Here is a 26460-nt window from a genome sequence, read left to right on the forward strand (position 1 = left end):
CACTATTATAAAATTAATGGAGCACAATATGAGCGAGCAATTTTTCACAAACGTTGAAAAAATTAAATTTGAGGGTGAAAACTCTAAAAACCCATTTGCATTTCGTTATTACGACGAAAACCAAGTAGTGCTTGGCAAAACAATGAAAGAACATTTACGTTTTGCAGCCTGTTACTGGCATAACTTTTGTTCTACAGGGTTTGATATTTTTGGTGAAGGTACATTTGACCGCCCTTGGATCCAACCTGTAGGCAATCAATTAGAACTTGCTGAACAAAAAGTAAAAGTAGCCTTTGAATTTTTCGAAAAACTAGGCGTTCCTTACTTTTGTTTTCATGATGTTGATATTGCCCCTGAAGGAAAAACACTACAAGAAAGCCACGATAACGTAACGCACATAGCTAACATTATCGAAAAAGAAATGCAGCGCACAGGTGTAAAACTACTGTGGGGTACTGCTAACTTATTCTCAAATCAGCGTTTTTGTGCCGGTGGTGCAACAAACCCTAATCCTAATACGTATGCATATGCAGCAGCACAAGTTAAACATGCAATGGAAATAACGCATCGTTTAGGCGGCGAAAACTACGTACTTTGGGGTGGTCGTGAAGGTTATGACACACTACTAAATACAGACCTTGCACAAGAAAGCGAACAGTACGCACGCTTTTTGAAAATGGTTGTAGAACACAAGAAAAAAATTGGTTTTAAAGGCACATTATTAATTGAGCCAAAACCACAAGAGCCAACTAAGCACCAGTATGATTACGATACAGCAACGGTTGCAGGCTTTTTACACAAACACGGCTTACAAGACGAAATTAAAGTAAACATTGAAGCAAACCACGCAACACTTGCAGGTCATAGCTTCCACCACGAAATTGCCGTTGCTTGCGCTGAAGGTATTATGGGTAGTATTGATGCTAACCGTGGTGATATGCAAAACGGATGGGATACAGATCAATTCCCTAATGATGTAGCTGAGTGCACACTTGTCGTTTACGAAATTTTAAAGAATGGCGGTTTTACAACCGGTGGCTTTAACTTTGATACTAAACTTCGTCGTCAATCGTGTGAACGCGATGATTTATTCATTGGTCACATTGGCGGTATGGATACGATGGCTAAAGCATTACTCAATGCAGCAGCAATGATTGAAGGAGGCGAGCTGACTGATTTTGTTGAAAAACGTTACGCTGGTTGGAAAGAAGACCTAGGTCAAAGCATTTTAAATGGTGAGCAATCACTTGAAAGCCTTTCAGCCTTAGTACACGAGAACAACATCGATCCTAAGCAAGTTTCTGGCCGACAAGAGCTGCTTGAGAATATTGTTAACCGCTACGTATAAGGACATCGCCTCGGTTTTAAAGCCGAGGCGTACATCATTATGAACTTGTTAGAACAACTCAAAAAAGTAACCACAGTCGTTGCCGACAGTGGCGATGTAGAGTCAATCAAAGCCCTACAACCGGTTGATGCAACAACCAATCCTTCGTTAATTTTACAAGCTGCAAAATTACCTCAATATAAACATTTAATTGAAGACGCTATAAGTAAAGCTGGCAAAGACGTTGACGCTATTTGCGACCAACTTATTGTTAACTTTGGCTGTGAAATACTAAAAGTAATACCTGGGCGTATATCGAGCGAAGTAGATGCGCGTTTATCGTTTGATACCCAAGAAAGTATTGCCAAAGGGCGTAAGCTTATTTCACTTTACGAGCAAGCGGGTATTTCAAAAGACCGCGTACTTATTAAACTTGCTTCAACATGGGAAGGCATTAAAGCCGCCGAGCAGTTAGAAAAAGAAGGCATTAAGTGTAACTTAACGCTGCTTTTTTCGATGGCTCAAGCCATTGCCTGCGCACAAGCTAACGTAACGCTTATATCTCCGTTTGTTGGGCGTATTCTTGATTGGTACAAAGTCCGCGATAATAAAGAATACACCCCAATCGAAGATCCTGGTGTGCAGTCGGTTACACGTATTTATCAGTACTATAAAAAGTACGATTATAAAACCGTGGTAATGGCCGCAAGCTTTAGAAACATTCAGGAAATAATCGAACTTGCTGGCTGCGATTTACTGACTATCTCGCCTTCATTACTCAATGATTTACAAAGCCAAGAAGGTGAGCTGGTTACAAAGCTTAACGCTACAAACATTGCCAAAGCACCGCAAAGCGACATAACCCCACTCACTCACGAGCAATTTTTATGGCAGCACAACGAAGATCCAATGGCCAGCGAAAAGCTCGGTGAAGGTATTCGTAACTTTGCCAAAGATCAGCGTATTTTGGCTAAATTGGTTGAAGACTTACTAAACTAATTTCCCTCAAGCCTGCCACATAAAGTGCGGGCTTTTTTAATTTTATTTGAGGTAATACATGACTCAACTTTCTTCTCGTGCGCCTTTTGCTAATGCCATTCGCGCACTCAGTATGGATGCGGTACAGCAAGCAAACTCAGGGCATCCGGGCGCACCTATGGGTATGGCCGATATAGCCGAAGTACTGTGGAACGATTTTTTAAACCACAATCCAACCGATCCAAATTGGCCAAACCGAGACCGCTTTGTACTTAGTAACGGTCACGGCTCTATGCTTATTTATTCTTTATTGCATTTAAGCGGGTACGAACTACCACTTAGCGAGCTTAAACAATTTAGACAAATGCATTCAAAAACCCCAGGCCACCCTGAATACGGTTATACCCCTGGTGTCGAAACAACCACAGGTCCGCTTGGCGCAGGTGTATCAAATGCAGTAGGTATGGCCATTGCCGAAAAAGCCCTAGCAGCACAATTTAACAAAGAGAGTTTTGATATTGTTGATCATTACACTTACTGTTTTATGGGTGATGGCTGTTTAATGGAAGGCATATCGCACGAAGCATGTTCGCTTGCAGGCACATTAGGCCTGGGTAAACTTATTGCTTTTTGGGACGATAACGGCATATCTATCGACGGACACGTTGAGGGCTGGTTTACCGACGACACCGCTAAACGCTTTGACGCTTACGGCTGGCATGTAATAACAGATATAGACGGTCACGACCCAGAGCAAATTGCAAGCGCCATTGAACAAGCAAAACAAGTGAGCGATAAACCCACCCTACTTTGTTGTAAAACCGTGATTGGATTTGGCTCACCAAATAAATCAGGCTCGCACGACTGCCATGGCTCGCCATTAGGTAATGACGAAATAACTGCTGCACGCAAATTTTTAAACCTACCAAATGAAGCATTTAGTATCAGCGATGATATTTACGCCCATTGGGACGCTAAACAAAGCGGTGATAAAAAACAAAAACAATGGCAGCAACTGTTTCGCGACTACACCAAAAGCCACCCAGAGCTTGGCAAAGAATTTGAGCGCCGCGTAATTAAACGCACCCTTCCTGACAACTTCGAAGCTATTGCAAACAACTATATTGCACAGTGCAACAATGACGCCGCTAACATTGCCAGCCGAAAAGCCTCGCAAAACACCATTGAAGCCTTTGCCCCGCATTTACCAGAGTTACTGGGTGGCTCTGCCGATTTAGCCGGTTCTAACTTAACGCTGTGGTCTGGCTCTAAAGGCATAAGCGCAGATGACGCCAGCGGTAATTACCTGTTTTATGGCGTGCGCGAGTTTGGTATGAGCGGCATTATGAATGGCATATCACTGCACAGTGGTTTTATTAATTACGGTGCTACATTTTTAATGTTTATGGAATACGCCCGTAACGCAGTAAGAATGTCGGCACTTATGGGTATTCAAAATATATTTGTGTATACCCACGACTCTATTGGTCAAGGTGAAGACGGTCCAACTCACCAACCTATTGAGCAACTAGCCAACCTACGTATGACGCCAAACCTAGTCACATGGCGCCCGTGTGATGCAGTAGAAACTGCCGTTTCGTGGAAAAACGCGATACAAAATCAGCAGCAACCTACAGCGCTTATTTTTAGTCGCCAAGGGCTAAACCACCAGCCACGCAGCGCTCAGCAAATTAGCGACATAGAAAAAGGCGGCTATATTCTTAGCGAATGCAATAAAGCGCCTGAGCTTATTTTAATTGCAACAGGCTCTGAGGTTGATTTAGCAATGCAAGCCGCAAAAGAGCTTACAGCACAAGGCGTTGCAGTGCGTGTGGTATCAATGCCAAGCACCACATTGTTTGATCTACAATCAGACGATTACAAGCAAAGTGTATTGCCAAACTCGGTAGCAAACCGTATTGCAATTGAAACATCACAGCAAGATTACTGGCTTAAATATGTTGGCTTACAAGGCAAAGTAATTGGTATGAGCACTTTTGGTGAGTCGGCGCCAGGTAATGTGTTATTAGAGCATTTTGGCTTTACCACCCAAAACGTAGTGAGCACCGCGCAGGCGTTAATTAAAGCCAACGCTTAATATATTTAGTACGCGTAATGCGCTAAATAATCCAAACTTTATCCAATTAATGCGCTAAGCCTTTCAAAGCTCCGCGCATTTTTATAATTAACTAACAAAGGTGAACTATGAAATATTTACTATTAATTATACTTTTTAGTGCAAGTACTAGTTTTAACGCATGGGCAAGTGACGAGCAAAATGATGAACTAATGCTAACGATTTTTTTAAAGCACGACCAATCAAAAAACCTCTCTGAAATAAAAGAAATACTCAACAACGCTAACTTTTACAAACACTTCCCGCCAGAAGGCGCAACAGTAGAATCTTGGAAAGTAATGATGAGCATAGGGCAAGTTGTTACCTTGCGCTTTCCAGCAGCGTTATTACCAAAAGTAAATTTATCGATTAAACGTTATGGCTGGAAAGCCTACAGCACTGAGTTTTATCCAACATACGATCTGTACCCAATCGTAAAAGAAGAAATTAAAAAAGCCAGAACGAACAATTAAAAGAGTAACCAACATGACAACTTCAATTGTTCAATACACACTAAGTAATGAAGCAAACGACACTATTTCTATTATTAACTACGGTGCCCGGCTTACCAGCTGGATTACCCATGTTGATAATAAAAAACGAAATATTATACTTGGCTATTCTAATATTAATGACTATTTAAACGACACGTTTTACTTAGGCGCTGTAGCCGGCCCTTATGCAAACAGGCTAAGTAACGCCCAAATAAACATTGATGATAAAACCTATGTACTTAATAAAAACGAAGGCGTAAACCAACTTCACGGCGGCCAAAAAGCATTAAGCGACTTATTTTGGCAGCTCGATTATCATCAAAAAAATGCATTAAGTTTAAGTATTACCCTACCCGATGGATACAACGGCTACCCCGGTAAAACTATATTTAACGTGCTGTATACCTTTACCACTAACAGTAAAAACCAAAGTAATCTTGATATTAAATTTACGATTACCAGTAATAAAAAAACCATTGCAGGGCCAACAGCGCACCCATATTTTAATTTAAATGGCATTACTAACAGCGCACAAGGGCATACATTAAAACTGGCCGCCGCGCATTATACCCCCGTAGATACAAACGCCATTCCCACAGGTTTAATAGCCCCTGTAGCAAATACAACTTTTGACTACACAAATGCGCGGGTGCTTAATAAAACCGATAAACTCGATCATAACTTTGTAACCGAGCAAGTACTTAATCTGCAAACCAATAAGCAACACGTAACGCTTACAAGCGCTGATGAAAAAGTAATGCTGAGTGTGCTTTCTAACTACCCTGCTATTCAGGTTTATACAGGGCAGCATTTAAAAAGCCCGTTTAACCAATTTGACGGTATTTGCCTAGAGCCGCAATTTTGCCCCGACAGCCCTAATAACCCACACTTCCCATTTAGCTATTTAACACCTCAAGTGCCTTTGCAAACGCATATTAGTTACTGCTTAACTAAAACTAATAAAAAATAGCTATTTTATAAACCAAAAAAGGATCGCTATTAAGCGATCCTTTGCGGGAGGTTAAATGTTTAGTGCGATTATAAATCGCTTACAAAGCTTTTAAGTTTTAGCTCACGGTCAATTAATAATGGGTAATCGGTGCGCCCTTGCATTGGCCAATCGTTGCGCCAAGTGCGTGCATCGCTTATGCCCCAAAAAGTAACGCGGCTTACTTTGTCGTCATGTTTTTTAAGTATGTCGAACACGGCTTTATAGCGCTCGCCTAACTGGGTGTTTACTTCACTAGGCAAACCATCTGGGTATGGGTTAAATCGCTCTTGCAGCGCAATATCTAACGAAATATCAGCCCCTTGTTCTTCACCTTCAGGGAATGGCAATACCGAAATATCAAGCTCGGTTATCATCACATCAATACCTGTGGCAGCGTATGCGACAATAGAGTCTTCCATTAACGAAAGCTCTGGGTTATCAAGCGAATAATGCGCTTGCATACCAATTCCATCAATTTGAATACCTTTATTTTGCAAGTTTTTAATAAGCGCAATTGCACCAGCTCTTTTTTCTGACTTAAACAAGTTATAGTCGTTGTAATATAACTTGGCATTAGGCGCTGCCTGCTTAGCGTATTTAAACGCATATTCTATAAAGTCGTCACCAATAATGGTGCTCCATTTAGATTCACGCAGTGTGCCGTCTTCGTTAAGTGCTTCGTTTACCACGTCCCATGCAAAAATACGGTTTTTATAGCGCCCTGCAACTGCATTAATATGGTTTTGCATACGCTTAAGTAATGCATCGCGGGTTAGCGGCTCGCCTTGTTCGTCTTCAAAAACCCAGTCAGGAGTTTGCGAATGCCACACTAATGTGTGCCCAACTAATTCTTGGTTGTTCTCTTGTGCGTACTGAACTAACGCATCAGCGGCTTCAAAATCATAGGTTTCTAGCTCTGGGTGTATACGCTCCCACTTCATTGAGTTCTCTGGCGTAAAGGTATTAAATTGCGCTTTAGCCACACTTAAATCTTCAGGCAAAGCCCCTAATATTTGGTCTCGGCTAATCGCTGTACCTATTTTAAAGTGGTCTTTAAATTGCGCTTTAAGCGTTAATTGCTCCGGCGCTTTTAATGTTGGTTTACTTTGCTCTGCTGAGCCATTACAGCCAAGTGCAAGGCTCGACATTCCTAATAAAATAGCAATCGTAAATTTATTTTTATGCATGATGTACCTGTTGTGTGTTTTTTAGTGTGCAACGTAAACTTAACACCATATAGTCTTTTTGACAACAACGTTTTATTAAAATAGACTGAACGAAAATAACACAGCATACATTCCTTAATCACACCCTTTACTAGCAACAAAATTAGCAAGGACACACATGAAAAAAATAACAATAAAACGACTTCTGTTAATTAGCGCATTTTTCGCCTCATTTATATTCAGCGCCCTAATTCGAGCAGATCAAACCAGCACTCACGTGCCTATTTGGCATAAATTAAGCTTAACCCTTGAAGGCCCGCACACCAGCGAGCTTGCCACGCCTAACCCCTTTACCGACTACCGCTTAGATGCAACATTTACCAGCCCCACTAACAGGCAATATACAGTACCTGGATATTATGCAGCCGATGCAAACACTGCTCAAACACATGCAACAGCAGGCAACAAATGGCAGGTTTTGTTTTCGCCCAACGAACTTGGCAAATGGCGCTATACACTCTCATTTGTTAAAGGCCGTAATATCGCAAGCGTGCCATTAAATACTGTTACAAATGAGCAATCAGCCGGTTTTTTTGATAAACAAACAGGCGAGTTTAATGTTACCGCCGCCACTAAATCATCCAGCAGTAAAGACTTTAAAAGCAAAGGTAAGCTTGAATACATTAATAAACCCTATTTGCAGTTTAATGGCTCAAAAGAGTACTTTTTAAAAGCCGGTGCTAACAGCCCCGAAGTGCTGCTTGGCTTTTCAGGGTTTGATGCCACTCCCACAAAGCGTAACTACCAAGCGCACATAAAGCATTGGCAAAATAGCGACCCTACATGGCAAACAATTAATACAGAGACTGATAACAGCAGTCATCAATCTTCCAAAGGCATTATTGGGCTAATAAATTATTTAGCGTCGCTTAACATTAACGCGTATTACTTTTTAACCATGAACGCCTACGGCGATGGAGACCAAGTTTGGCCATGGCTTAGCAAAACCCAAACCACACGCTACGATGTATCTAAATTAGCTCAGTGGGATATTGTATTTAGCCACATGCAGCAAAAAGGCATAATGACTCACTTTGTAATGAGCGAAACCGAAAACGAATCACTGTTTGAATGGAACGAAAGCCAGCTTAAAAACGACTTTGCTGTTAGTCGTAAAATTTACTATCGCGAGTTATTTGCCCGCTTTGGCTATCATTTAGCAACCACGTGGAATATAGGCGAAGAAAACGGCTGGCAAGATCCAAGCGGCGACGATAAACAACAAAAAGCTAATACCACAAAACAAAGAAAGCAATTTGCCGATTACTTCCAATCACTCACCTACTATCCTGAGCATATTGTTGTACACAATGGCCCGTCGCTCGACTACCACATTTACGATAAACCAAACGACAACATTTTGGGCTACCCCGCCTACACAAGGGCAAGCTTACAAGGTGAACTTAAAACTAACACCACTTACGGCGATGTTTTAAAGTACCGCCAGCTTACTCAAAACAACCCTCACCCGTGGGTGATCACCATGGACGAGGCCTATATTTACGAGTATGCAAACAATGTAGATACGTGGCGTAAAAGTAACGTGTGGGCCACATTTATGGCAGGTGGCGCAGGTATTGAGTTTTATTTAGGCGGTGGCGGCGACTTAACAGAGCAAGATTTAACGCCATACAAAGATTACTATTTAGCGATGACCAACGCTGTTGCGTTTTTTCAAAAATACGTGCCTTTTACAAAGCTTACACCAGCCCCTGAGCTTACAAAAACAGGCTGGGCGTTGAGTGATAACTCAGCGTTTTACTTATTTTATTTTAGTAACCCAAGCCAAGCTCAGGTCACATTACCAAATGCGTGTTATACCCTCGACTGGTTTAACCCACGAACTAACAACTACATAAACGGCAAACGCTTTTGTATAAATACCCCAACGAGTACACAACTGGCAACACCACCCAACACACCTAATAACGACTGGGTTTATTTAATTAACCTAAGCGCTAAATAATAAGGATAACAACCATGAATCATTTAACAGTTAAACATTGTGTAACCGGCGTATTACTTACAACCGCAGCCACCATTGCATTGCCTGCAAACGCAGCAGAGAAACCCACACAACTTACATCAGCTATTGTGAGTCAAAAGGACGCGCACATTACTCATTACGAAGGCGGCGATTTTCATACTTACTTTTATGGCGATACACCACTCACCAAAGGCGCTATTACGGGCGTTGCCGTTATTAAACCTAATAACGAAATACACCCTGCCCACCAGCATCCTGATGAAGAATACTTAATGATTCTTGAAGGCTCTGGCACGTGGACGCTTAATGGCAAAAGTCAGCCAGCTCATACTGGAGATATTTTATTTGCAGCCCCTAATGACGTACACGGCATTTATAACAACGGCGATGTGCCGCTTAAATTTGTGGTAGTGAGGTATCAGGCTAAGTAGGTTGGTGATTTTTTAGTTTTAAGTGAAATAGATTAAGGGAATTATGCCCAAAGAGGTTAAGAGACGCTTCGCTTTTAGAGGAAAAATAGCCTGATATAAGATCAGGCTATTTTGGGTTATTCATCATAAAATTTTATAAAAGAATTTTTCCCTTCGTTAATATCATTTAGCCAAGCATGTGCGGTATTAGGATTTAAATGTTGCTTCTTTTTATTTATGTTTTGAAGTGATTTTATCAATTGATCAGCAGCATCGAAATATTTATAAAAATGCTGTTCCATATCAAACTTTATTGGGTTCTTAGCATTTATAAAAGAACCAGTAACTAATCCAACTTCTGGAAGTGCTGCAGTTATATGATCAAACTTATTCCAAGAATAGCCTTTATTTAATATTGCTAATTTATTAGCTAGCTCAAATCCTTTTTCATCAAGTAATTTACACCCTAAATCATATTCTACCTCCCAAAGTGACAGAAGTGACTGCTTGCACTGTTTCAACGTTTGATTTCCTTGTCGAAAGATATCAAAAACCCTATCTTCGACCTGACTTTCAAACGTATCATCTTCATTTATCTGTACTTCATCGAATGAGTATTTGAGAACAATTAAAATAAGACACAACAGTGAAGAACGATTCATGCCTCTACTAAGATCCATCTTTAGAGAACTGACTAATTTCTCATCCGAGTTTCTAAACAGTCCATCAATATAATAGCTAGGGAAAGGAAATCCAATGCTTGGTATGTTGAGACAAAAGCGACATGTAAAGTCCAAAATAATCAGCTTTTCTTTAAAAGTCTTATTGGGATAAATTTGCTCCGAAAAAGCTAATAAGCAAGTATATTCTGTTCTAAGAGGATTATGTAATGTTTTTAAATAGGCTCTTTCTAATAATTTTAACGAAACAATATCATTTTTATTTTCATATATTTCAATTTCTTTTAATTGTTCAACAGCGAAAGCATGACCTTCTAATACTGATAACATGCTCACAGGCGTTTTATGAGAAAGGATATGTTTATTATTGTAATAATGAAACTGTAAGTGAACACCATGACTAATATCATAAGAAAGCACCGAACGCATTTCTCTGTATTCGAAATACTCTCTTTCGTTAGACAATAGTAAATCGGTATGTAATTCTATTTCTGAATGGTTAGTTGCAAATACCTCCATGGATTTTGTATTGCTCATATCATTAAGACAGTTAATAAGCCTGATACTATACTCAATCCCCCATATTGAGGCAGATGAATCAAGCAGATGCGTCGTCTCATGCAGGTATGTCTTCAAAAATAATATCTCTTCTGCGCTTAAGTTATTTGTTTGCTGTAATACAACCTGACTAGCTCGTTGAGCTGGAATCATCATCACTTCATCATCTAACTCGATATAATGCAAAAAAAAGTAATATTCACCTAAATTTTTGCTATTAAATACATTCTTACTCACTTAAACATCCGTATTTGTTTTATAAGATCAAAACGATTTTATCAAATAAAATCAACCTTTTTCTAATTAAAAACAGCCCAATTACATAACTATAAAGATCATGAATTCAGACTACATGTTTATAGCTAGTCAATAATAAAATTTCCAAAAAAGCCAAGTATTTAAAAATACTCGGCTTTGACTACACAATGCGGTTTACTTAACTTCATCTGCAATCGTTTTATTTAAGCGCTATCACACAACCCCAGAAAGTAACGTTGGCTACCCTACTGCGCTTTGCATAAAAAAATTAAAGCCCACGAAAAAATAGTCTGTATAAAAATACAGACTATTTAATCTGGGGTTAATTACTTTTAGTTTGGTTTATTATTCAACCAAAGTGACCGATACATCATCCACATAAAAGTCAGCGGTGAGTTCACTTGACTCAACATAAAGTAAAGCGGCGCTTTCCTGCGTTGTAATTGAATGTGTGTAAGTACCTGATAACTGAACCCAGTCACCCGCGTTAACGGTAGTAACGGGTGTAAGCTCAAGGTACTCGGTGCTAGTGTGCTCTATTTGTAGCGTTAGTTTTATATCTGGCGACACTGTTGTGCTGTCGTCAGATAACTTAACCCATGCAGATACATTATAGGTTTTATCTGCTGTAAATAAGCCTTTTACATCCTTTTGTATGCCATTCCATGTTTCAGTTCGCCCTTGTACTAAAGCGCTATTATTACCACTATGGGCTTGGGTTGCATCTAAGGTAATGCTTGCACTGCCACGGGCTTGCCATGAATCAAGCCCAGCTTCAAAGTCGCCATTACTTAGCAGTTCTGATGAAGGTGCTGGCTCAGCTACTTCAATGAGCTCTTTTAATGCATTAGCAAATCCTTGTAAGGCAGGCTTTGCTGTATAGTCATTAAAAAATAATAGCGGCCATTCTGTTGTTGGCGCTGGCCAGTTTTGTAACCAACTATCCTCGTCAATTACGCCCCAAATAGTAATACCACCTCGTTGATCTTCAGGTACCGTTTCTAGGTATGTTTTAACAATATCGTAGTAGTACTGCTTTTGTTCATCCGCTCTTTCACTTGTTAAGTAAGTTAGAGGAATGCCGCCTTCGTTGTTCATACGAACATCTAGCTCGGTAATTTTCACTTTTATCTTAGGGCGAATATCGACAACTTTTTGAAGGTGTGCCTGAATGGTTGAAATGTCAGGGCTGTTAAGTGAAATATGAGATTGAAACCCTATACCATCAATAGGCACGCCATTGTTGTGAAAATCGTTAACCATAGATATAACGGCATCTAATTTGTCGGCGTTCCAAATCAGGTTGTAATCGTTGTAGTATAAGTCGGCATCGGGGTCGGCTGCTCTTGCTGCTTTATAGGCTAACGGTAAAAATTCTGCACCTATGTTTTCAAACCACACAGATTCGTCGGCACTGTCACTTGTGGTTTTTTCACCACGGTATTTACCGTTTTCCATAAACGCTTCGTTAACTACATCCCAGCTAACTACGGTATCGTTATCGCCTTCTTCTTCAAAATGAGTGGCAACTTGAGTGATGTGATTTTCCATCATGGTTATCCACGCGGCTTTATCACCTTGAAAACTTTGCATCCAAGGCGCAATTTGAGAGTGCCATACAAAAACATGACCATGTACCGTGAGTGAGTTGTCTTTGGCGTAGTTAACTAGCTCATCAGAATCATCGTAAAAAAATTCACCTTGGGTTGGTTGTAAATAGGTAGGCTTCATAATGTTTTCAGCAGAGAGTTGATTAAAATGTTTTTCAATAATCGTTTTAATCTCTGGTCTGTCTATTATGCTGTTACCAAATCCACCCGCTGGCACAGCCACGCCAATATTAAAATTAGGTCCTAATGCTTTTAAACTTTGTGCTGTCACTTCGCTGTATTGAACATCAGGTATTTCTTCTGCTGGGACATCGTCTAAAATAAACCCTGAAAATTCGTCTAGGTATATAGACTTGTTAATGTTCTCTTCTTTTGAAAAGTGAATTGCCAGCCTTACTAAAGAGTCAGCTTCGGCCGTTGCAGCTATTAATGTTATTTTTTGCCACTCGCCTGTGAGTGTTTCTTTTACTAGGCTAAGTTGACCATAATCTGGTGCAGGAGTTTGAATCCAAAAATCGGCACTGGTTCCCTCTTCACCTTTGGCCCAAACGCTAAACTCGTAATTTTTACCACCGGTGATAGGAAGGTCTTCATAAGCTATTTCAATACCCCAAGGGTTGTCACCCAATGTATTAACAATAACCTCAGCTGCTTTTGTGCCTTTGTAAGTATTAACGCCTTCTTCGGATTTTATTACTTCTATAGTAGAAGTTGCGCTTGATTCTTGATCTGGTCTAAATACCCAATTTCCGACAGGTATTGTTTGACCTGCGGTGTCTTCTTCAAACCCACCATTTGTTATTTCAGCTGCTATTGGCGCTTCAGGTTCTGGAGTATCAGGGGCTACTACTTCAGGTATGGGTTCAGGCACCGGTGTATCTTTATTATTCCCCCCGCACGCCATTAAAAGTGACACTAAGGTAACTAATCCGGTGTTACGAAAAATCGATTTATTCATTTTTTATTCCTTAGACTAAAGCAATAAATGAGTCGTTTTTAAGCTAGGTGCAGTAAAGCCATATGAGTGAATAAAATATGATAAGAGTATTTCTACTGCATCATCAAAAGCTATTATTCAACGTGACTACTACAAATTAGAAAAACAAACAGTCATTTATATTTATTATTTTAATATCTCTTCAAACGTTAATATTTACCTTGTATAAGAGTACAAATATAAGATTAAAATCATCGAGTTATAGTTAAGGTTTAAATTAAAATTTATTGTTTTATATCGTGTGTGTGAATATGCAATTATAAAATCAACTTAAAACCAACATTGTTATAGTCCACTTAACAATAAGGGTCAAGACTAAAATTTTACCCGCTTCATATTGCGTTTGCTTTGAGTTTGAGTTTGAGTTTGAGAAAAATAATTAAATAGAAGGTGTAAGTGATACTTGCGCTTGTGTTACTTAGGTAAGTTTAAGGATTGCCAGCTCATCGCTTAGTAAAGTGACTTTTATTAGCCCCTATGTGGAAATTTCCAAACAAAAAAGCCGAGTACTTTTAAATACTCGGCTTGGGCTACACAATTCAGTTTACTGAACTACTTCAGCAATGGTTTTAATAACTGGCTTAGGATTTAAATTACGATCCCATAGTAATGGGTAGTTTGTTCTGTTTGGGATTGGGTAGTCGTTTTTCCACGACATACCATCGTGTAATCCCCAAAAGGTTACGCGGTCTATTTTGTCGCGTTTTGCATAGAACAGTTCAAATAAGGCTTTATAACGGGCGTTTAGTTGCGCTTCTACGTCGCTTGGCAAGCCATTTTTGTATGGGTCAAGGTAGGTTTCAAACTCTTCTAGCTGAAATTGTGGTTTCATCATATCGGTGCCGGTAATTTGCCCCTCTTTTGTTAACGGCAGCACGTCTATATCAAGCTCGGTGATCATCACTTTTATACCCAGCGCGGCGTAGGCGTCAATGGCTTGTTCAATATATTGCATTTTAGGAAAATTAAGCCCCCAGTGCGCTTGTATGCCTATGCCGTCGATTCGAATACCTTCTTTTTGCAGCATTTTGATCATACGTATAATGCCGTCTCTTTTTTCTGGTCGCCATGCATTAAAGTCGTTGTAATAAAGCTCAGTATTAGGTGAATACTGCTGGGCGTATTTAAACGCGGCTTTTACCATCGTATCGCCATCACCTACGCGGTTAACCCACACAGTTGGGCGATAAGAGCCGTCATCAGCAATCACTTCGTTTACTACATCCCACGCATCTACTTTGCTTTTATAGCGCCCTGCTACAAGTTCTATGTGTTTGCGCATTTGCTCGAGCTGCTCTGCTGGGGTATTTGGCTCATTTTTGCTATTTGTAAAAAACCAGTCAGGCGTTTGGTTATGCCACACTAAGGTGTGCCCTACCGTAAACATGTTATTTTGCTTGGCAAAATCTATAAAGGCATCTGCACCACTAAAATCAACCTTACCTTGCTGTGGGTAAATTACTTCTGCTTTCATGGCGTTTTCTAGGGTGACTGTATTAAATTGCTTAGCAATAATTGACTGCGCGGCTGCGTTTTTGCCTGTCACTATATCTTGATTTACAGCAACCCCCATTTTGAATGAGTCTGTAAAGGTGTTTTTAAGAGCTTGGTCTTGTGCAGCGTTTACGCTTAATGACCCTGCAAGTAAAAGCAGGCTGAGTGTGTGTTTTTTATGCATGTGTGTGCTCCGTTGAATCGTTATTATTTTCGATAAATATCATACAACGAAAAAAATAAATGATATAGTCAAAGTGACCATTAATTGTAAATTAAACAAACCTGAGTAAACGTCTATGCTAAAAACACACAAAAAAACGCTAAGCTTAGTTGTATTAATGCTCTGTTTTAATAAAGCAGCGCTGGCACAACAACCTGAAAATACACCTTTGTTAACCGCTGTAAACAGCCAAAGCAATAAGCAGTCGCCATTAATAAAGGGCGTAACACCCACACTTGTTAGTGACAATTTATTATTTTTAGAAGGCCCAACGTGGTCAAACCAAGACAATGCGTTTTATTTTTCAGAAATGAACTTTGCTAGCTCGCAAGCGCTTGGCCCTGATTCGACCATTTATAAATTAGTGCTACCCAATACCCTCACCACTTATTTAAAACACAGTGGTACAAACGGCTTGTATGCCAAAGGGCAGAACCTCTATACGCTTAACCATAGTACGCAGTCGCTTTCTAAAATTAATATAAAAAGTAAGACCAATACCGTAATAGTCAATAAATTTGATGGGCTAAGCTTTAGCTCGCCAAACGATATGACTATGCATAGAAATGGCGATATATTTTTTACCGATCCTAATTGGCAACTAGGCGAACGCACTCAGCAAATGCCTTATACCGGTGTGTATAAGTTAAGCAATATGGGCACACTTAGTTTAATTGACGCTACTCTTGAAAAGCCCAATGGTGTTGCACTCTCGCCTGATCAACGTACCCTTTATGTTGGCGACTTTAGTAACCGCGTCAGCAAATACACTATTGATGAAAACGGTGATATTTCACCGCGCGAAGACTTTATTAAAGTAACCTCGCCCGATGGTATAAAAGTAGATTCAGCTGGCAATATTTACGTAAGCAGCCACAAAAAAGGCGTTATTAATATTTATACGCCAAGTGGCGCATATATCGATAAAATTGAACTGGGCCCTAATGTAACTAACCTTGCGTTTGGTGGTAAAAATCGCAAAACGTTATTAATAACCACCGCTAAGGGTTTGTTTACGCTTGATGTAAAAGTAGCGGGTTTGGCTAATTAGCTAAATTAGTTAAGCAACGTATTAAAGAGAAAGTTAAGCTCACTCGTTAAGCACAAAAACCGGTGTAACTTGGTTACACCGGTTTTTTATTATTTAAGTTTTTGCTGCCTAAGCTTTTGCTACTTAGGTTTTTGCTACTTAGGTAGTGTTATTTTAATTAAACGTGTTGTTATAAAACTTAAAATTGCCCGATACATGCAGCATAGCTAACATATATAACGAACCATTATAGTAACGGTAGTCACCCGTTGGTTGCGATAAAGACCAAAATTCGTTAAAAAACTCATTTGCTTGCCCAGCGTTTGTTGAAGCAAGTAACGCTACTGCATTCGCGGCTTTTTGACCTTCGCCTGCACAGCCTTTGTTTTGCGCTCCACCGTACGAATACACTTGCTCGTAACAGTTATTACTGTTGTTAGTTTTTGCATAACTTAAAAAGCCCAGTGCTTTATTTACTGCGCTTTTATGCCATGCTTGAGCACCCATTAAATGCGCGTCTAAACCCACATTCATAATTACGCGCCATGCATCAAATTCATACCATTGACCTGGGTTTGCTTGGTCGTTAAAAATGTAGCCAATAACAGGGCTGCCATCTAAGCGCGATAAAAATGTAGGTAAGTTCCAATGCGGGCTGCCACTTACTTTTGTAAAATGGTTTTTAAGTAAGGTTCTACTTTTTGTGGCTACTTCTCGCCAGTAAGCTTTGTCTGCTTGGTTAGTTACGTTATTTGCAAAGTAGTCATAAAACGCAGGTATGTGATAAGAAGGGTCTGTTAGGTTATCAATGTAAGGTGAAAAGCGGATTATTTGGTTTTCCATCAGCTTATTTTTAATTGTGTTTAACATGGTAATGGCATCGTTGTAGTAGTTAAACTCACCCGAATTCCCCCAACGAGCGGAAGCATTAAGTAGTGCAAAAGCAAAGTACTCTTCGCCATCGGGAGCGGGGCCTTCATCTACTTTATAAACAAAGCCGTTTTGATTAAGCTTTAGTTTCCACGCGTAAACGCCTTGTTTTTTTGCATCAGGGTGGTTGTCTGGATTTTTTTGATACGCTTTTGCAAAGCGCCATAGGTTATCAAACTCTTGCTGTTTGTTTAGCATGACAGCGGCGGTCATTCCCCACGACTGCCCTTCTGTTCTTATATCGTCGCCCTCGTCCGGGTTAATTGCTTTTATATAGTGTGCTTTATAAACACCGTTTTCGGTGTACGGGTAATAAAGTTGTTGAGTGTTGTTATAGCCAAACATATTATCAAAAGTACTATTCACTTTTTGCTGTATATTTGTTTTACCCATTTCTTGTGCGAGGTTACGGTATGCTCCTGAACTGTCGGCGCCTACACTCGATGGGCTATTATTAAATGCTGCAAGTGATTGATAGCTTATTAGCGTTAATAATAAAGTTGTTATTTTAAAAAATACTTTCATGTTTATCCTCTTTATTTGAATTATATCAGCGTGCAAATTCAATATAGTCTTTATGACCATTTGATCAAGAGGTTCTCAAAACTATTTGTTTATTTTATAAACTAAGTGAGATATGTGAGGTGTTTAAGAAGTGTTTAAAATATAAAAGGCCGCTTAAAAAAGCAGCCTAAATCGACACAAATAGTGTTAAAAGCGTATTTATTGGTTATTTATTAATTGCTACTTTTTTAACCCTTTACCCGTTGCAGCCCAATAAATTCCGCCATAAATATGCTCGGATAAAAACTCACTTTTATACACCGCATTAGTATGTCCAAGGGCTGTGTAAAATGATCGACCACCATCGTAATTGTGATACCACGAAATAGGATGAAACGCCCCCATACCTGAGCCTGTTTTGTTATTACCCCAATCGGCAGTTGGATTGTAACTTTGCTCATCAACTGTGAGTAAGTAGTTTAACTTAGTTAGCTCAGGCCCAAATTCGTACCACTCGTCTGTCCAAAGCATTTCCTGCGGCATATGGTTTAAGCCAATAAAGCGAGTATTAGGTACTTTACGTAGTACGCCAGTTTGAATAACAGGATGAATGTTAAAGGTGCGCCCCACCAGCCTTTGATACCACGCCCAGTCGTATTCGGTATCTGATGCGCTATGAATACCAACAAAGCCTTTACCTGCTTTTACAAATCGCTCAAGCGCGGCTTGCTCTTTTGGGTTTAAAATATCGCCTGTGGTTGATAAAAACACTACTACATCAACATTTTTTAAGTAATCGTCGTTAAAATAATGGCTTTCTTCGTGCCAAATTAAGTTGAAAAAGTGCTTATCGGCTAAGCCTTCTAGCGCTTTAACGCCTTCGGTTTGCGACTTATGGTGCCACCCTGCGGTTTTTGTAAATAGCAGCACATTAAATTGCTTTTTAGGGAGGGTATCAAACCCTGTAGCATTACTTTTTTGCACTGTTGCCATACTCAGTGCCAATACAACAAAGCTTAATAGCCAACCCTTATATGCGAATCTAGATAAAGAAAAAGACATAGTATTCCTATTTAAAATGAACAAACATATTAGCCGTTAGCCGCCCTGTTTGTGGACACGATGAAATATCGGTAGACGTGTTAAGTAAACTGGTGTGCAGCAAATACCCAGGAAACACAATAAGCCTATTTGGCTTATATTCTATGTGCTTGTAGCACTCAAACTCACTGTGCTGCGTGGTGCAGTAACTAGGCTTTGCATTATCTAATTCAAGGTATTTCTGAGCATGTGTTAAATACGTGTTTTTGCGCTTTGTGCTGATTGTTTCAAACCCTGTTTTTTTATGCCTAAAAAACCCAGTGCCGCCATGCTCGCCTTCGCCAAGGTAATGAATAATGGCAATTAGGTTAGGATCGTTGGTATCAAAGTGTGGCAAGGTTTGTATTGGTGATAGCTGCTGCTGCGTTTTAGTAATTAACGATAAGGTATTATCTTTTGGGTATGGGGTAAATGTTTGCTCAATATTAAATACGGTATAAAAACCCTGTATAAGCGGCTTTAAGTAATCAACCACACATTGCTTTGGCAGCGGCATGCGTAAACCAGGGTATTGAGTGAGTTCGTCAGGCTTAAACTCGCCACTGTTGTCCTCAGCACTTTTAGCTAAGTTTATAAGTTTTTGCGGCACACTCAGGTAGTCGTCAATTATAATAATTGGCGTTTGCTCTTGCCCTATAAACTCATACTGCGGCTGTAAGTTATTGCCAAGTGTTAGCATAATACTTACTTAGCCTTGCAATAATGATTAATAAAATCAATGTGACTCGGTAAGCTATTTGCTTTTTTAGCCACATGATTTTTTATTGATTCTAAAAATCGTTTAAGCTCATCATCGCTCATGCTATCAACAATTGGGTGATAATTTTGCGGCACTAGCCCTTGCCCTAACATCACTTGTAACCACGAGGCTTCACCAAATAGCTCTTGCTCTGCTTTATAAACATGCCCACTTTGCTTAAATAGCTCAATGCGTTTGGCAAGCGACTCTGGAATTAGCATGTTTTTACAGTAACGCCAAAAGTCGCTGTCGGTGCGCTGTGTTACATGGTAATGCAGCACAATAAAGTCGCGAATGTTTTCGGCTTCAAAGCGCATTTTGTTGTTAAAGTCATCTTGATAGCACGACTCGATTGCTTTGGTTGGCATGTTTTGCATTAATCTTATAATGCTTTGCTGAATTAAATGAATACTGGTTGATTCAAGCGGCTCAATAAAACCACTTGCTAAGCCAATAGCTACACAGTTTTTGTTCCAATGTTTACGCCGTGTACCGGTGCGGTATTTAATAACGCGCGGCTCATTAATCAGTTTGCCTTCTACGTTATTGAGTAGCGCTGTTTTTGCCTCATCATCGCTCATGTATTTACTACAAAACACTAAGCCATTACCACGGCGGCTTTGCAACGGTATTTGCCACTGCCAACCACATTTATGTGTCATTGCACGCGTATATGGCACTATTGGACTTACTAATTCGGTTTGTACTGCTACTGCGCTGTCGCACGGGAGCCAATGGCTCCAATCTTCGTATCCGGTGTGTAGCGCTTGCTCTATTAATAAACCTTTAAAGCCGGTGCAATCTATAAATAAATCGCCCTCAATAATTTGCCCGTCACCTAAAGTAAGCGATTTTATAAAGCCATTAGTGGGCTCTAGGTTAACTTTGCTTATCATGCCTTCTATACGTTTAGCGCCGTTTTGCTGTGCAAAATTACGTAAAAATTTAGCGTACAAACCTGCATCTAATTGATAAGCATGGTTACGGTCTTGATTCGGCACTACGGCAAATTTACCCAAACGACTTGCTACGTGCTCTGTGCAATAGTCGCCAATATCGGCTGCAACACCTTGTTGCATGCCTTTTAGCCAAAAGTGCTGAAAACCCGCAGCCCAACAGCCTTGCCCCACATAACCAAATGAGTGAAAGTAGCTTTGCTGGTTTTGTTTCCAGCCCTCAAACGATATGCCTAATTTAAACGTGGCATTAGTGGCTGCCATAAATTCTGATTCACTAATTTTTAGTAAATCATGAAATATATGCAGCGTAGGAATAGTTGACTCTCCGACCCCTACGGTAGGTATTAAATCGGATTCAACCAAGCATATTTCAATATTTTTACCTAGCAGCTTTGCCATTGCTGCGCTGCACATCCAACCAGCGGTGCCGCCACCTGCTATTACGATTTTTTTAATTGCATTTTGATTCATAATTCAAACCTTACTAGTACGCTTAGCGTCTTAATTTATTTTGTAATTGGGCTCTTAATTTACGCGCTGTAAGCTCATCCATTGGCTTTGTTAAAATAGCCTGTGCGGGCTCTGGTATATGTGCAAATTCGTTGTCGTTAAATACATAGTAATTAAACAAACGTTGCCATGCGGCGCGCTCATGCTTTGGTAAATTACGTATATTTAAAATAGCAAGGTGAAGTGCATTAGTAGGCTGCCCATACACCGCTGGCGTATTTTTAAACCAATAATTAAACAGTATATTTAAACTGCCAAGCCCCTGTACTTGGTGCCACCACATGCTGGATAATATAAGGGCATCGCCTGCTTCAAGATCAACGGTAATTGCCGCTTTTATTGCCTGCTCAAATTTAGGGTATTGCGTGAAGTTGGGCGCAGTTGTGGTGGTTAAGCTTATTGGCTGACCACCGGGTGCTTTATCAAGCGGGCCTATGTATAAATTATCTATTTGATCGGGGGCAAATAATGTAAAACGCCTTTTACCTGCAACGCAACATGCTAAATTTTGCGCTACGTCGTAATGTGCTGGTACGGTAACTTTTCCGCCTGCCCATACATTAAATAAACAGCCTTCGTTTAATGCGTTAACTTGGCAGTGATTAACCAAACCAGGCAAGCATTGTGCAATGCTAGTAGAGCCAATGTATAAGGTGTCGGCTTGCGGGTTATTAGCACTTTGCGCTATTTGCTCAAGCGCATTAATCAATGCCGCTTGTTGATTAGTAAAATTAAAACCGCTCAAATCGGGGTTATATCCTACAACCCCGCTTTGACTGGCGGGTATTGTGCAAGTGTTAACTAAAAAACCTTCGTAAAACGGCGTTAAATAATCAATCGCTGCACTGTCTGACTTTTTAGCAGCAATAACTAAGGGCCAATCGCTCACAAACCCTTTTAGTACAATAGGCACAGGCGAGTTTAAAAGCTCCTTGGGTAACGTGCTGGGAGTTAAGCCACTTAGCGTTTGAATATTATTTGATAAATTTTCCATTGTTAAGCACTTATACCGCGTGCTTTTGTAGCTTAAGTTGCTCGTTTTTAAGCGCCACTAAATCACGCACATGTACTTGAGATGCAATGATCATGTATATACACGCTAAATACCCTTGTGAATGCAGCTCTGCAATTGCATCGCTACTTAGCTGGTTAAGTGAGTCTTCGTTGATGGTATAAAAACCAAGTAAGTTATGTTTAAGCCCGTTTACTAAATCAAGCTCTAGCGATACTGATTCAAGCAAACCATGTTTAATCAAAGTTTTAATAAATGGCTGATTTTGTTGTAAACCATGATGCAAGTTGTCGAGCACATTTATTATGTTTTCGAGGTAATCGCTATTCCCGCCGTGTTCTAAAAATAAGTTAATACCCTGCTTTGTTGACACTTTTGGCGAGTCTAAATCAATGCTAAGCATGCGCTCTTGCGTTGCCACACCGTTTTGCATTGTATTTTGAGTCGCGATAGCAAAAGGCAGTCGCTGCATACTTAGTGGAATATAGTGTGCTTGCCATTGCTGGTTTACTAAAAATAAGTTTTCGTCTTTATTTATGCCGTACAAACACACCGGCAAAAATGTATTTGTTATATCGTCTTTTATAAAAAATATTGGGTAATGTGCTTGAGCGACTCTAAATTCGCTCACAAATGTTTCGCTATACCAAACCCCATCACCTAGGTGTGTGCTGCGTGCAGGGTTTATTTTTAAATGCTGATGTTCAACATTATTTAATAATGCATGATTGGCCATGGATTGTGTGCTCCAATTGTTGTTGTATGCCTTTACCTATTGCTACATATTAAATGTAACTAATAAGTTAAATTCATATTGACTATAACAGCTGGATATTATTATTACTAGGTTAATTTAGGCAAATAAAAAAGCCACAAAATGCGGCTTTTATAAGGTTGCTACAAGAGTAATTTATTAAAAATTATAACGAACACCTAAACCGTAACGAGAGCCTGTTTGAGTGATGTTATAAATCAGCTCTTGCTTACGCCCGTACGATGTTACGTACTCGTCAGTAATGTTTATACCTTCAATAAATACGGTAAGTCCCTCTACTGCGGGTACTTCGTAACTTACGTTAAAGTCTATTTGGTAATACTCATCAGTGTAAATTGGTGCGGTTAAATCGCCGTTTACACGACGCTCATTTAAAAACGAGTCGCGCCAGTTATACGCAATACGTGCTTGTAAGCCTTCTTTATCGTAAAAGAACACTACGTTTGCAGTATCACTTAACCCTACAAGTGCTTCTGTATCCTCTAGCGAGTCGTTGTCGTATTCAAGACCCGAGTCAACCATAGTGTAGTTAAAAATACCGCCAAAGCCTGACTCACCAAATAAATGCTGAATATTAAATTCAAAGCCATCAATGGTGTATTCTTGGTCGCCATTTACAGGCACGTTTATTCTAAAGTTAATTGGATCATCTGAGTCTGGGTCACCAACAATTGTGCCGCCGTCTAACTCGCCATCTTCATCAAATTTAGGTTGTACATTTGGATCATCAGCAAAGTTTTCAAATATATAGGTTCTGATATCTTCGTTAGATGCATTAGCGCCAAGTGCCGCTGTAGCAGCTCTAAACTTTTCACCATTTAATGGATCAGCTAAGTTAAATATATTTGAGTCGATAGTACCTGTAGTGATCCAATTTGTTACGTCTTTTTTAAAGTAACCAAACGAAATATAGCTACCTTCGCCGTAATACCATTCACTTGATAAGTCATAGTTAATTGATTCAAGCGGTTTAAGTCCTGGGTTACCAGAGCCACCCGAATAACCACTTAAGCTACCGCCGGTATTAATAGTTGTACCGCCTTGTAGTTGGCCATAACCCGCTCTTGAAATAGTTTTGCTCGCTGCTGCGCGAATCATTACATCTTCAACAACTTCAATATTAAAGTTAATATTTGGCAGGAACTGGCTGTAATCTGCCGACTGGCTTAGCGTTTCAATGCCGGTAACACCGGTTACTGATGTAGCTGTATCTTCGTTCCACTCTACGCGGCTGTAACCTGGTGCTGTTGCTTTAGAAAATACGTCTGTTTTTTCGTAGCGTAAGCCAATTTGCAGGTCGAAAAACATGCCACTCAATTCGCCTTTGTAATTTACTTGAGCAAAAGCAGACTGCGTTTTTTCTTCCGTAAAGCGGTTTGTTGCTGCATCCCAGTCAGTTGAGGCACAAAATTGTCCTTCGCCGTTTGGTCCTGCTGCTGCGCCGTCGGCTGCTTTACAATCACCATAAAGGTTATCTACGTTAGCAATAGGATCTGCGTACTCTGCTGCATTTACAATCGCATCAAAGTCGGCAAAAAAGATTGTATTAAATAAATCGTATTCGCCTTGTGTTGCAGTGCCTTCAAAGTTACCCGCTTTAGCTTGAAACTTATCTAAAATAGTATCTTGGCGCCAATCAATATCAGCAAAGTCACCCTCAACACCAACACCACCCCAATCTGGGCGCTGTACTTGCGTATGACGGTAATGGTTATTTACTTTATTAACCGCAACACCAAAGTCAATGCTTAGGTTGTCGTCAATGTAGAAGTCGCCCGAAATTTGCGTTTGATCGATTTCTGAATCGTATTTATCGTTTGCAAACCAGCTACCCGATAAACGCATAGTACTTGGGTTAAAGTTTTCAATGTTACCAATTGCAATACCTGGTAAGTCGCCAGTTAAATCAAGCCCTGAGCGCGAACGTGTGTACGACGGTAACTGAATATTGTTACGTGTACCGTGGCGTGGATCAGTTGCTTTCATTGATGCTTTTGAACTGTGGTGATCAAACTCTAGGTTAAGCTGATCAGACACTGCCCATTCTAGATTAAAGCCTAGTGAATCTGTTTTTTCTTCGCGACCCCAAGAACCTACCGTAAGCGACGTATCGCGGTAATCAGCATCACTTTGAATGTCATAAATTTCTGAGTAAATAAGTGGATACGCGTTAGGCTCGCCCGCCCAAACAGATTCACTTCTATCGCCTGCGTAGTTAAACCAAACTGACGCATCAGTGTGCTGCTCTTCAACGGTTGTTCTAAACGTAGTGTAGTCAAGGGTTGCTGTAATGTTTTCAACAGGTTGATATTGAAAAACTAGCTGGCCATTTACACGTTCACGTTGGCGTTCTTCAAACACATAACGTGGTTGTTGCGGGTTTGAATAAATACCTGATGTAGGTCTGTTTGCTCCGCCCTCTGCGCCTGCAGGTACACCGCCCCACCCTGTATTTGTGTAATCAGATGCTCTGTAGCCTTGATCTTGAATAAACTGTTGCATACCGCTTTCACGGTCTTGGTAGCTACCTGAAATAGATATACCAAATTTATCGTCACCAAATGTTTGCGAATATAAACCACTTACCTCCGGTGTAATACTACCCTCATCGGTTGATTGATCGTCTACAGCTTTTACGCCAAACGATGCTTTTATACCTGGGCTATTTAAAGGCCTGCTTGTTGTTAAGTTTATAGTTGCGCCAATGCCACCTGAGGTAACACTTGCGTCTGATGTTTTATAAACTTGCACGCCCGATACGCTTTCAGATGCCACATTAGCAAAATCAAATGTACGGTCACCTGTTGTATTTGGAAGTTGGCGGCCATTAATAGTAATTAAGTTATTAGCAGGTCCAAATCCACGTACTGTTACGCGGCTACCTTCACCGCCCGCTCTATCAATTGATACGCCGGTAATACGTTGCAGCGATTCAGCAAGATTAGTATCAGGAAATTTCCCCATATCCTCAGCCGAAATAGCATCGACAATACCAGAAGAGTCGCGTTTAACATCCATAGAGCGCTGCAATGAACCTCTAATGCCTGTTACTTGTATTATTTCTACATCTTCGTCGACAACGGTTTCGGCAGCGTAGCTTTGGTGAGGAAGCGTAACGGTACCCATTGCAGCGAGTATGGCTGTTGAAATTATCTTTTTCTTAAACATCATGATGCCTTTTTCTTATTTAATTATTATTGACGTACTGCAAGACTTTAAGAGTTACTCGAAACATAATTGTAAACTATTTGTTTCATTTTACGGTCAATAAATAATTATTGTGTGTGTATGTTTTAAACGTTTTACAAAGACCACAACCAGTTTTAAACATGTGCTACTTAACTAAAAACCATTAAATAACAGCACGTTTATGCTAATTCTTTGTGCTAATTTTTGCTTTAAAATATTTTCATTTTGTCATATGTCCTCAGCTTCCTCTTATTTAGACCATTAACAAAATAAATTAATGGTCACATTGACTACATCTTTTTTGTGCAAATAAAAGCTTAAGCTTTGCTTACGCAGATAATTTGCATTGTTTAAAACTATTT

19 protein-coding genes are annotated in these 26460 nt (G+C 40.0%); 8 read left to right on the forward strand and 11 right to left on the reverse strand.

What is annotated here, in order from left to right; translation table 11 throughout:
- Window positions 1–28 precede the first annotated feature (28 nt).
- From xylA to AN389_RS08265, 5 genes are all read left to right on the forward strand, one after another.
- The gene (xylA, locus tag AN389_RS08245) at window positions 29–1348 is read left to right on the forward strand and encodes a xylose isomerase (protein WP_055019579.1); all 1320 of its coding nucleotides are present in this window, start codon (window positions 29–31) and stop codon (window positions 1346–1348) included.
- A 39-nt stretch (window positions 1349–1387) separates the two neighbouring features.
- Window positions 1388–2326, forward strand: a complete 939-nt coding sequence (tal, locus tag AN389_RS08250) for a transaldolase (protein WP_146258066.1) — start codon at window positions 1388–1390, stop codon at window positions 2324–2326.
- Between the two features lie 58 nt (window positions 2327–2384).
- Window positions 2385–4403, forward strand: coding sequence for a transketolase (gene tkt, locus AN389_RS08255; protein WP_055019581.1), 2019 nt, complete (start codon window positions 2385–2387; stop codon window positions 4401–4403).
- A 107-nt stretch (window positions 4404–4510) separates the two neighbouring features.
- Complete coding sequence (locus tag AN389_RS08260) at window positions 4511–4894, forward strand: hypothetical protein (RefSeq protein ID WP_055019582.1); 384 nt, start codon at window positions 4511–4513, stop codon at window positions 4892–4894.
- A gap of 13 nt (window positions 4895–4907) precedes the next feature.
- Window positions 4908–5885 (forward strand): aldose epimerase family protein, encoded by a 978-nt coding sequence (locus AN389_RS08265; protein WP_055019583.1) that lies wholly within the window; start codon window positions 4908–4910, stop codon window positions 5883–5885.
- 68 nt (window positions 5886–5953) lie between these two features.
- Here the strand turns inward: AN389_RS08265 and AN389_RS08270 are convergent, their stop codons facing one another.
- A complete protein-coding gene (locus tag AN389_RS08270) occupies window positions 5954–7093 on the reverse strand; it encodes an endo-1,4-beta-xylanase (protein ID WP_055019584.1) in 1140 nt (379 codons plus the stop codon).
- 157 nt (window positions 7094–7250) lie between these two features.
- On the opposite strand from AN389_RS08270, the gene AN389_RS08275 reads away from it, so the two are divergent.
- Together AN389_RS08275 and AN389_RS08280 are read left to right on the forward strand one after the other, a co-directional pair.
- Window positions 7251–9098, forward strand: coding sequence for a DUF5060 domain-containing protein (locus AN389_RS08275; RefSeq protein WP_055019585.1), 1848 nt, complete (start codon window positions 7251–7253; stop codon window positions 9096–9098).
- Window positions 9099–9112: 14 nt separating this feature from the next.
- The gene (locus AN389_RS08280; RefSeq protein ID WP_055019586.1) at window positions 9113–9550 is read left to right on the forward strand and encodes a cupin domain-containing protein; all 438 of its coding nucleotides are present in this window, start codon (window positions 9113–9115) and stop codon (window positions 9548–9550) included.
- Window positions 9551–9666: 116 nt separating this feature from the next.
- Here AN389_RS08280 and AN389_RS08285 read toward each other — a convergent pair whose 3' ends face one another.
- The 3 genes from AN389_RS08285 to AN389_RS08295 all read right to left on the reverse strand — a co-directional run bounded on the left by AN389_RS08285 (window position 9667) and on the right by AN389_RS08295 (window position 15310).
- Window positions 9667–11004, reverse strand: a complete 1338-nt coding sequence (locus AN389_RS08285; protein WP_055019587.1) for a hypothetical protein — start codon at window positions 11002–11004, stop codon at window positions 9667–9669.
- 366 nt (window positions 11005–11370) lie between these two features.
- Window positions 11371–13593, reverse strand: a complete 2223-nt coding sequence (locus tag AN389_RS08290) for an endo-1,4-beta-xylanase (RefSeq protein ID WP_055019588.1) — start codon at window positions 13591–13593, stop codon at window positions 11371–11373.
- Window positions 13594–14176: 583 nt separating this feature from the next.
- Window positions 14177–15310, reverse strand: a complete 1134-nt coding sequence (locus AN389_RS08295; RefSeq protein ID WP_055019589.1) for an endo-1,4-beta-xylanase — start codon at window positions 15308–15310, stop codon at window positions 14177–14179.
- Window positions 15311–15425: 115 nt separating this feature from the next.
- Between AN389_RS08295 and AN389_RS08300 the strand changes: the two genes are divergently transcribed.
- Window positions 15426–16400 carry an SMP-30/gluconolactonase/LRE family protein gene (locus AN389_RS08300; protein WP_055019590.1) on the forward strand — a complete coding sequence of 325 codons (975 nt, stop codon included), beginning with the start codon at window positions 15426–15428 and terminating at the stop codon, window positions 16398–16400.
- Window positions 16401–16553: 153 nt separating this feature from the next.
- On the opposite strand, the gene AN389_RS08305 is transcribed toward AN389_RS08300, so the two are convergent.
- The 7 genes from AN389_RS08305 to AN389_RS08335 all read right to left on the reverse strand — a co-directional run bounded on the left by AN389_RS08305 (window position 16554) and on the right by AN389_RS08335 (window position 26077).
- Window positions 16554–17834, reverse strand: coding sequence for a glycosyl hydrolase family 8 (locus AN389_RS08305; protein WP_055019591.1), 1281 nt, complete (start codon window positions 17832–17834; stop codon window positions 16554–16556).
- A gap of 219 nt (window positions 17835–18053) precedes the next feature.
- Window positions 18054–18875 (reverse strand): ThuA domain-containing protein, encoded by an 822-nt coding sequence (locus AN389_RS08310; protein WP_055019592.1) that lies wholly within the window; start codon window positions 18873–18875, stop codon window positions 18054–18056.
- A gap of 7 nt (window positions 18876–18882) precedes the next feature.
- Window positions 18883–19593, reverse strand: coding sequence for a DUF6445 family protein (locus AN389_RS08315; RefSeq protein WP_055019593.1), 711 nt, complete (start codon window positions 19591–19593; stop codon window positions 18883–18885).
- 5 nt (window positions 19594–19598) lie between these two features.
- Window positions 19599–21083 carry a tryptophan halogenase family protein gene (locus AN389_RS08320; RefSeq protein ID WP_055019594.1) on the reverse strand — a complete coding sequence of 495 codons (1485 nt, stop codon included), beginning with the start codon at window positions 21081–21083 and terminating at the stop codon, window positions 19599–19601.
- Between the two features lie 22 nt (window positions 21084–21105).
- Complete coding sequence (locus AN389_RS08325; RefSeq protein WP_055019595.1) at window positions 21106–22116, reverse strand: cupin-like domain-containing protein; 1011 nt, start codon at window positions 22114–22116, stop codon at window positions 21106–21108.
- Between the two features lie 10 nt (window positions 22117–22126).
- On the reverse strand, window positions 22127–22870 hold the full coding sequence (locus tag AN389_RS08330; RefSeq protein WP_055019596.1) for a SapC family protein: 744 nt from the start codon (window positions 22868–22870) through the stop codon (window positions 22127–22129).
- A gap of 177 nt (window positions 22871–23047) precedes the next feature.
- The gene (locus AN389_RS08335) at window positions 23048–26077 is read right to left on the reverse strand and encodes a TonB-dependent receptor (protein WP_055019597.1); all 3030 of its coding nucleotides are present in this window, start codon (window positions 26075–26077) and stop codon (window positions 23048–23050) included.
- Between the last annotated feature and the right edge of the window lie 383 nt (window positions 26078–26460).

Source organism: Pseudoalteromonas sp. P1-7a (assembly GCF_001401855.1).
In the GTDB taxonomy this organism is placed as follows: Bacteria; Pseudomonadota; Gammaproteobacteria; order Enterobacterales; family Alteromonadaceae; genus Pseudoalteromonas.

Excerpts from the sequence above, each read along its gene's own strand:
- xylA (WP_055019579.1), top strand. The coding sequence starts at position 29 with ATGAGCGAGCAATTTTTCACAAACGTTGAAAAAATTAAATTTGAGGGT.
- tal (WP_146258066.1), top strand. The coding sequence starts at position 1,388 with ATGAACTTGTTAGAACAACTCAAAAAAGTAACCACAGTCGTTGCCGAC.
- tkt (WP_055019581.1), top strand. The coding sequence starts at position 2,385 with ATGACTCAACTTTCTTCTCGTGCGCCTTTTGCTAATGCCATTCGCGCA.
- AN389_RS08260 (WP_055019582.1), top strand. The coding sequence starts at position 4,511 with ATGAAATATTTACTATTAATTATACTTTTTAGTGCAAGTACTAGTTTT.
- AN389_RS08265 (WP_055019583.1), top strand. The coding sequence starts at position 4,908 with ATGACAACTTCAATTGTTCAATACACACTAAGTAATGAAGCAAACGAC.
- AN389_RS08270 (WP_055019584.1), bottom strand. The coding sequence starts at position 7,093 with ATGCATAAAAATAAATTTACGATTGCTATTTTATTAGGAATGTCGAGC.
- AN389_RS08275 (WP_055019585.1), top strand. The coding sequence starts at position 7,251 with ATGAAAAAAATAACAATAAAACGACTTCTGTTAATTAGCGCATTTTTC.
- AN389_RS08280 (WP_055019586.1), top strand. The coding sequence starts at position 9,113 with ATGAATCATTTAACAGTTAAACATTGTGTAACCGGCGTATTACTTACA.
- AN389_RS08290 (WP_055019588.1), bottom strand. The coding sequence starts at position 13,593 with ATGAATAAATCGATTTTTCGTAACACCGGATTAGTTACCTTAGTGTCA.
- AN389_RS08295 (WP_055019589.1), bottom strand. The coding sequence starts at position 15,310 with ATGCATAAAAAACACACACTCAGCCTGCTTTTACTTGCAGGGTCATTA.
- AN389_RS08300 (WP_055019590.1), top strand. The coding sequence starts at position 15,426 with ATGCTAAAAACACACAAAAAAACGCTAAGCTTAGTTGTATTAATGCTC.
- AN389_RS08305 (WP_055019591.1), bottom strand. The coding sequence starts at position 17,834 with ATGAAAGTATTTTTTAAAATAACAACTTTATTATTAACGCTAATAAGC.
- AN389_RS08310 (WP_055019592.1), bottom strand. The coding sequence starts at position 18,875 with ATGTCTTTTTCTTTATCTAGATTCGCATATAAGGGTTGGCTATTAAGC.
- AN389_RS08315 (WP_055019593.1), bottom strand. The coding sequence starts at position 19,593 with ATGCTAACACTTGGCAATAACTTACAGCCGCAGTATGAGTTTATAGGG.
- AN389_RS08320 (WP_055019594.1), bottom strand. The coding sequence starts at position 21,083 with ATGAATCAAAATGCAATTAAAAAAATCGTAATAGCAGGTGGCGGCACC.
- AN389_RS08325 (WP_055019595.1), bottom strand. The coding sequence starts at position 22,116 with ATGGAAAATTTATCAAATAATATTCAAACGCTAAGTGGCTTAACTCCC.
- AN389_RS08330 (WP_055019596.1), bottom strand. The coding sequence starts at position 22,870 with ATGGCCAATCATGCATTATTAAATAATGTTGAACATCAGCATTTAAAA.
- AN389_RS08335 (WP_055019597.1), bottom strand. The coding sequence starts at position 26,077 with ATGTTTAAGAAAAAGATAATTTCAACAGCCATACTCGCTGCAATGGGT.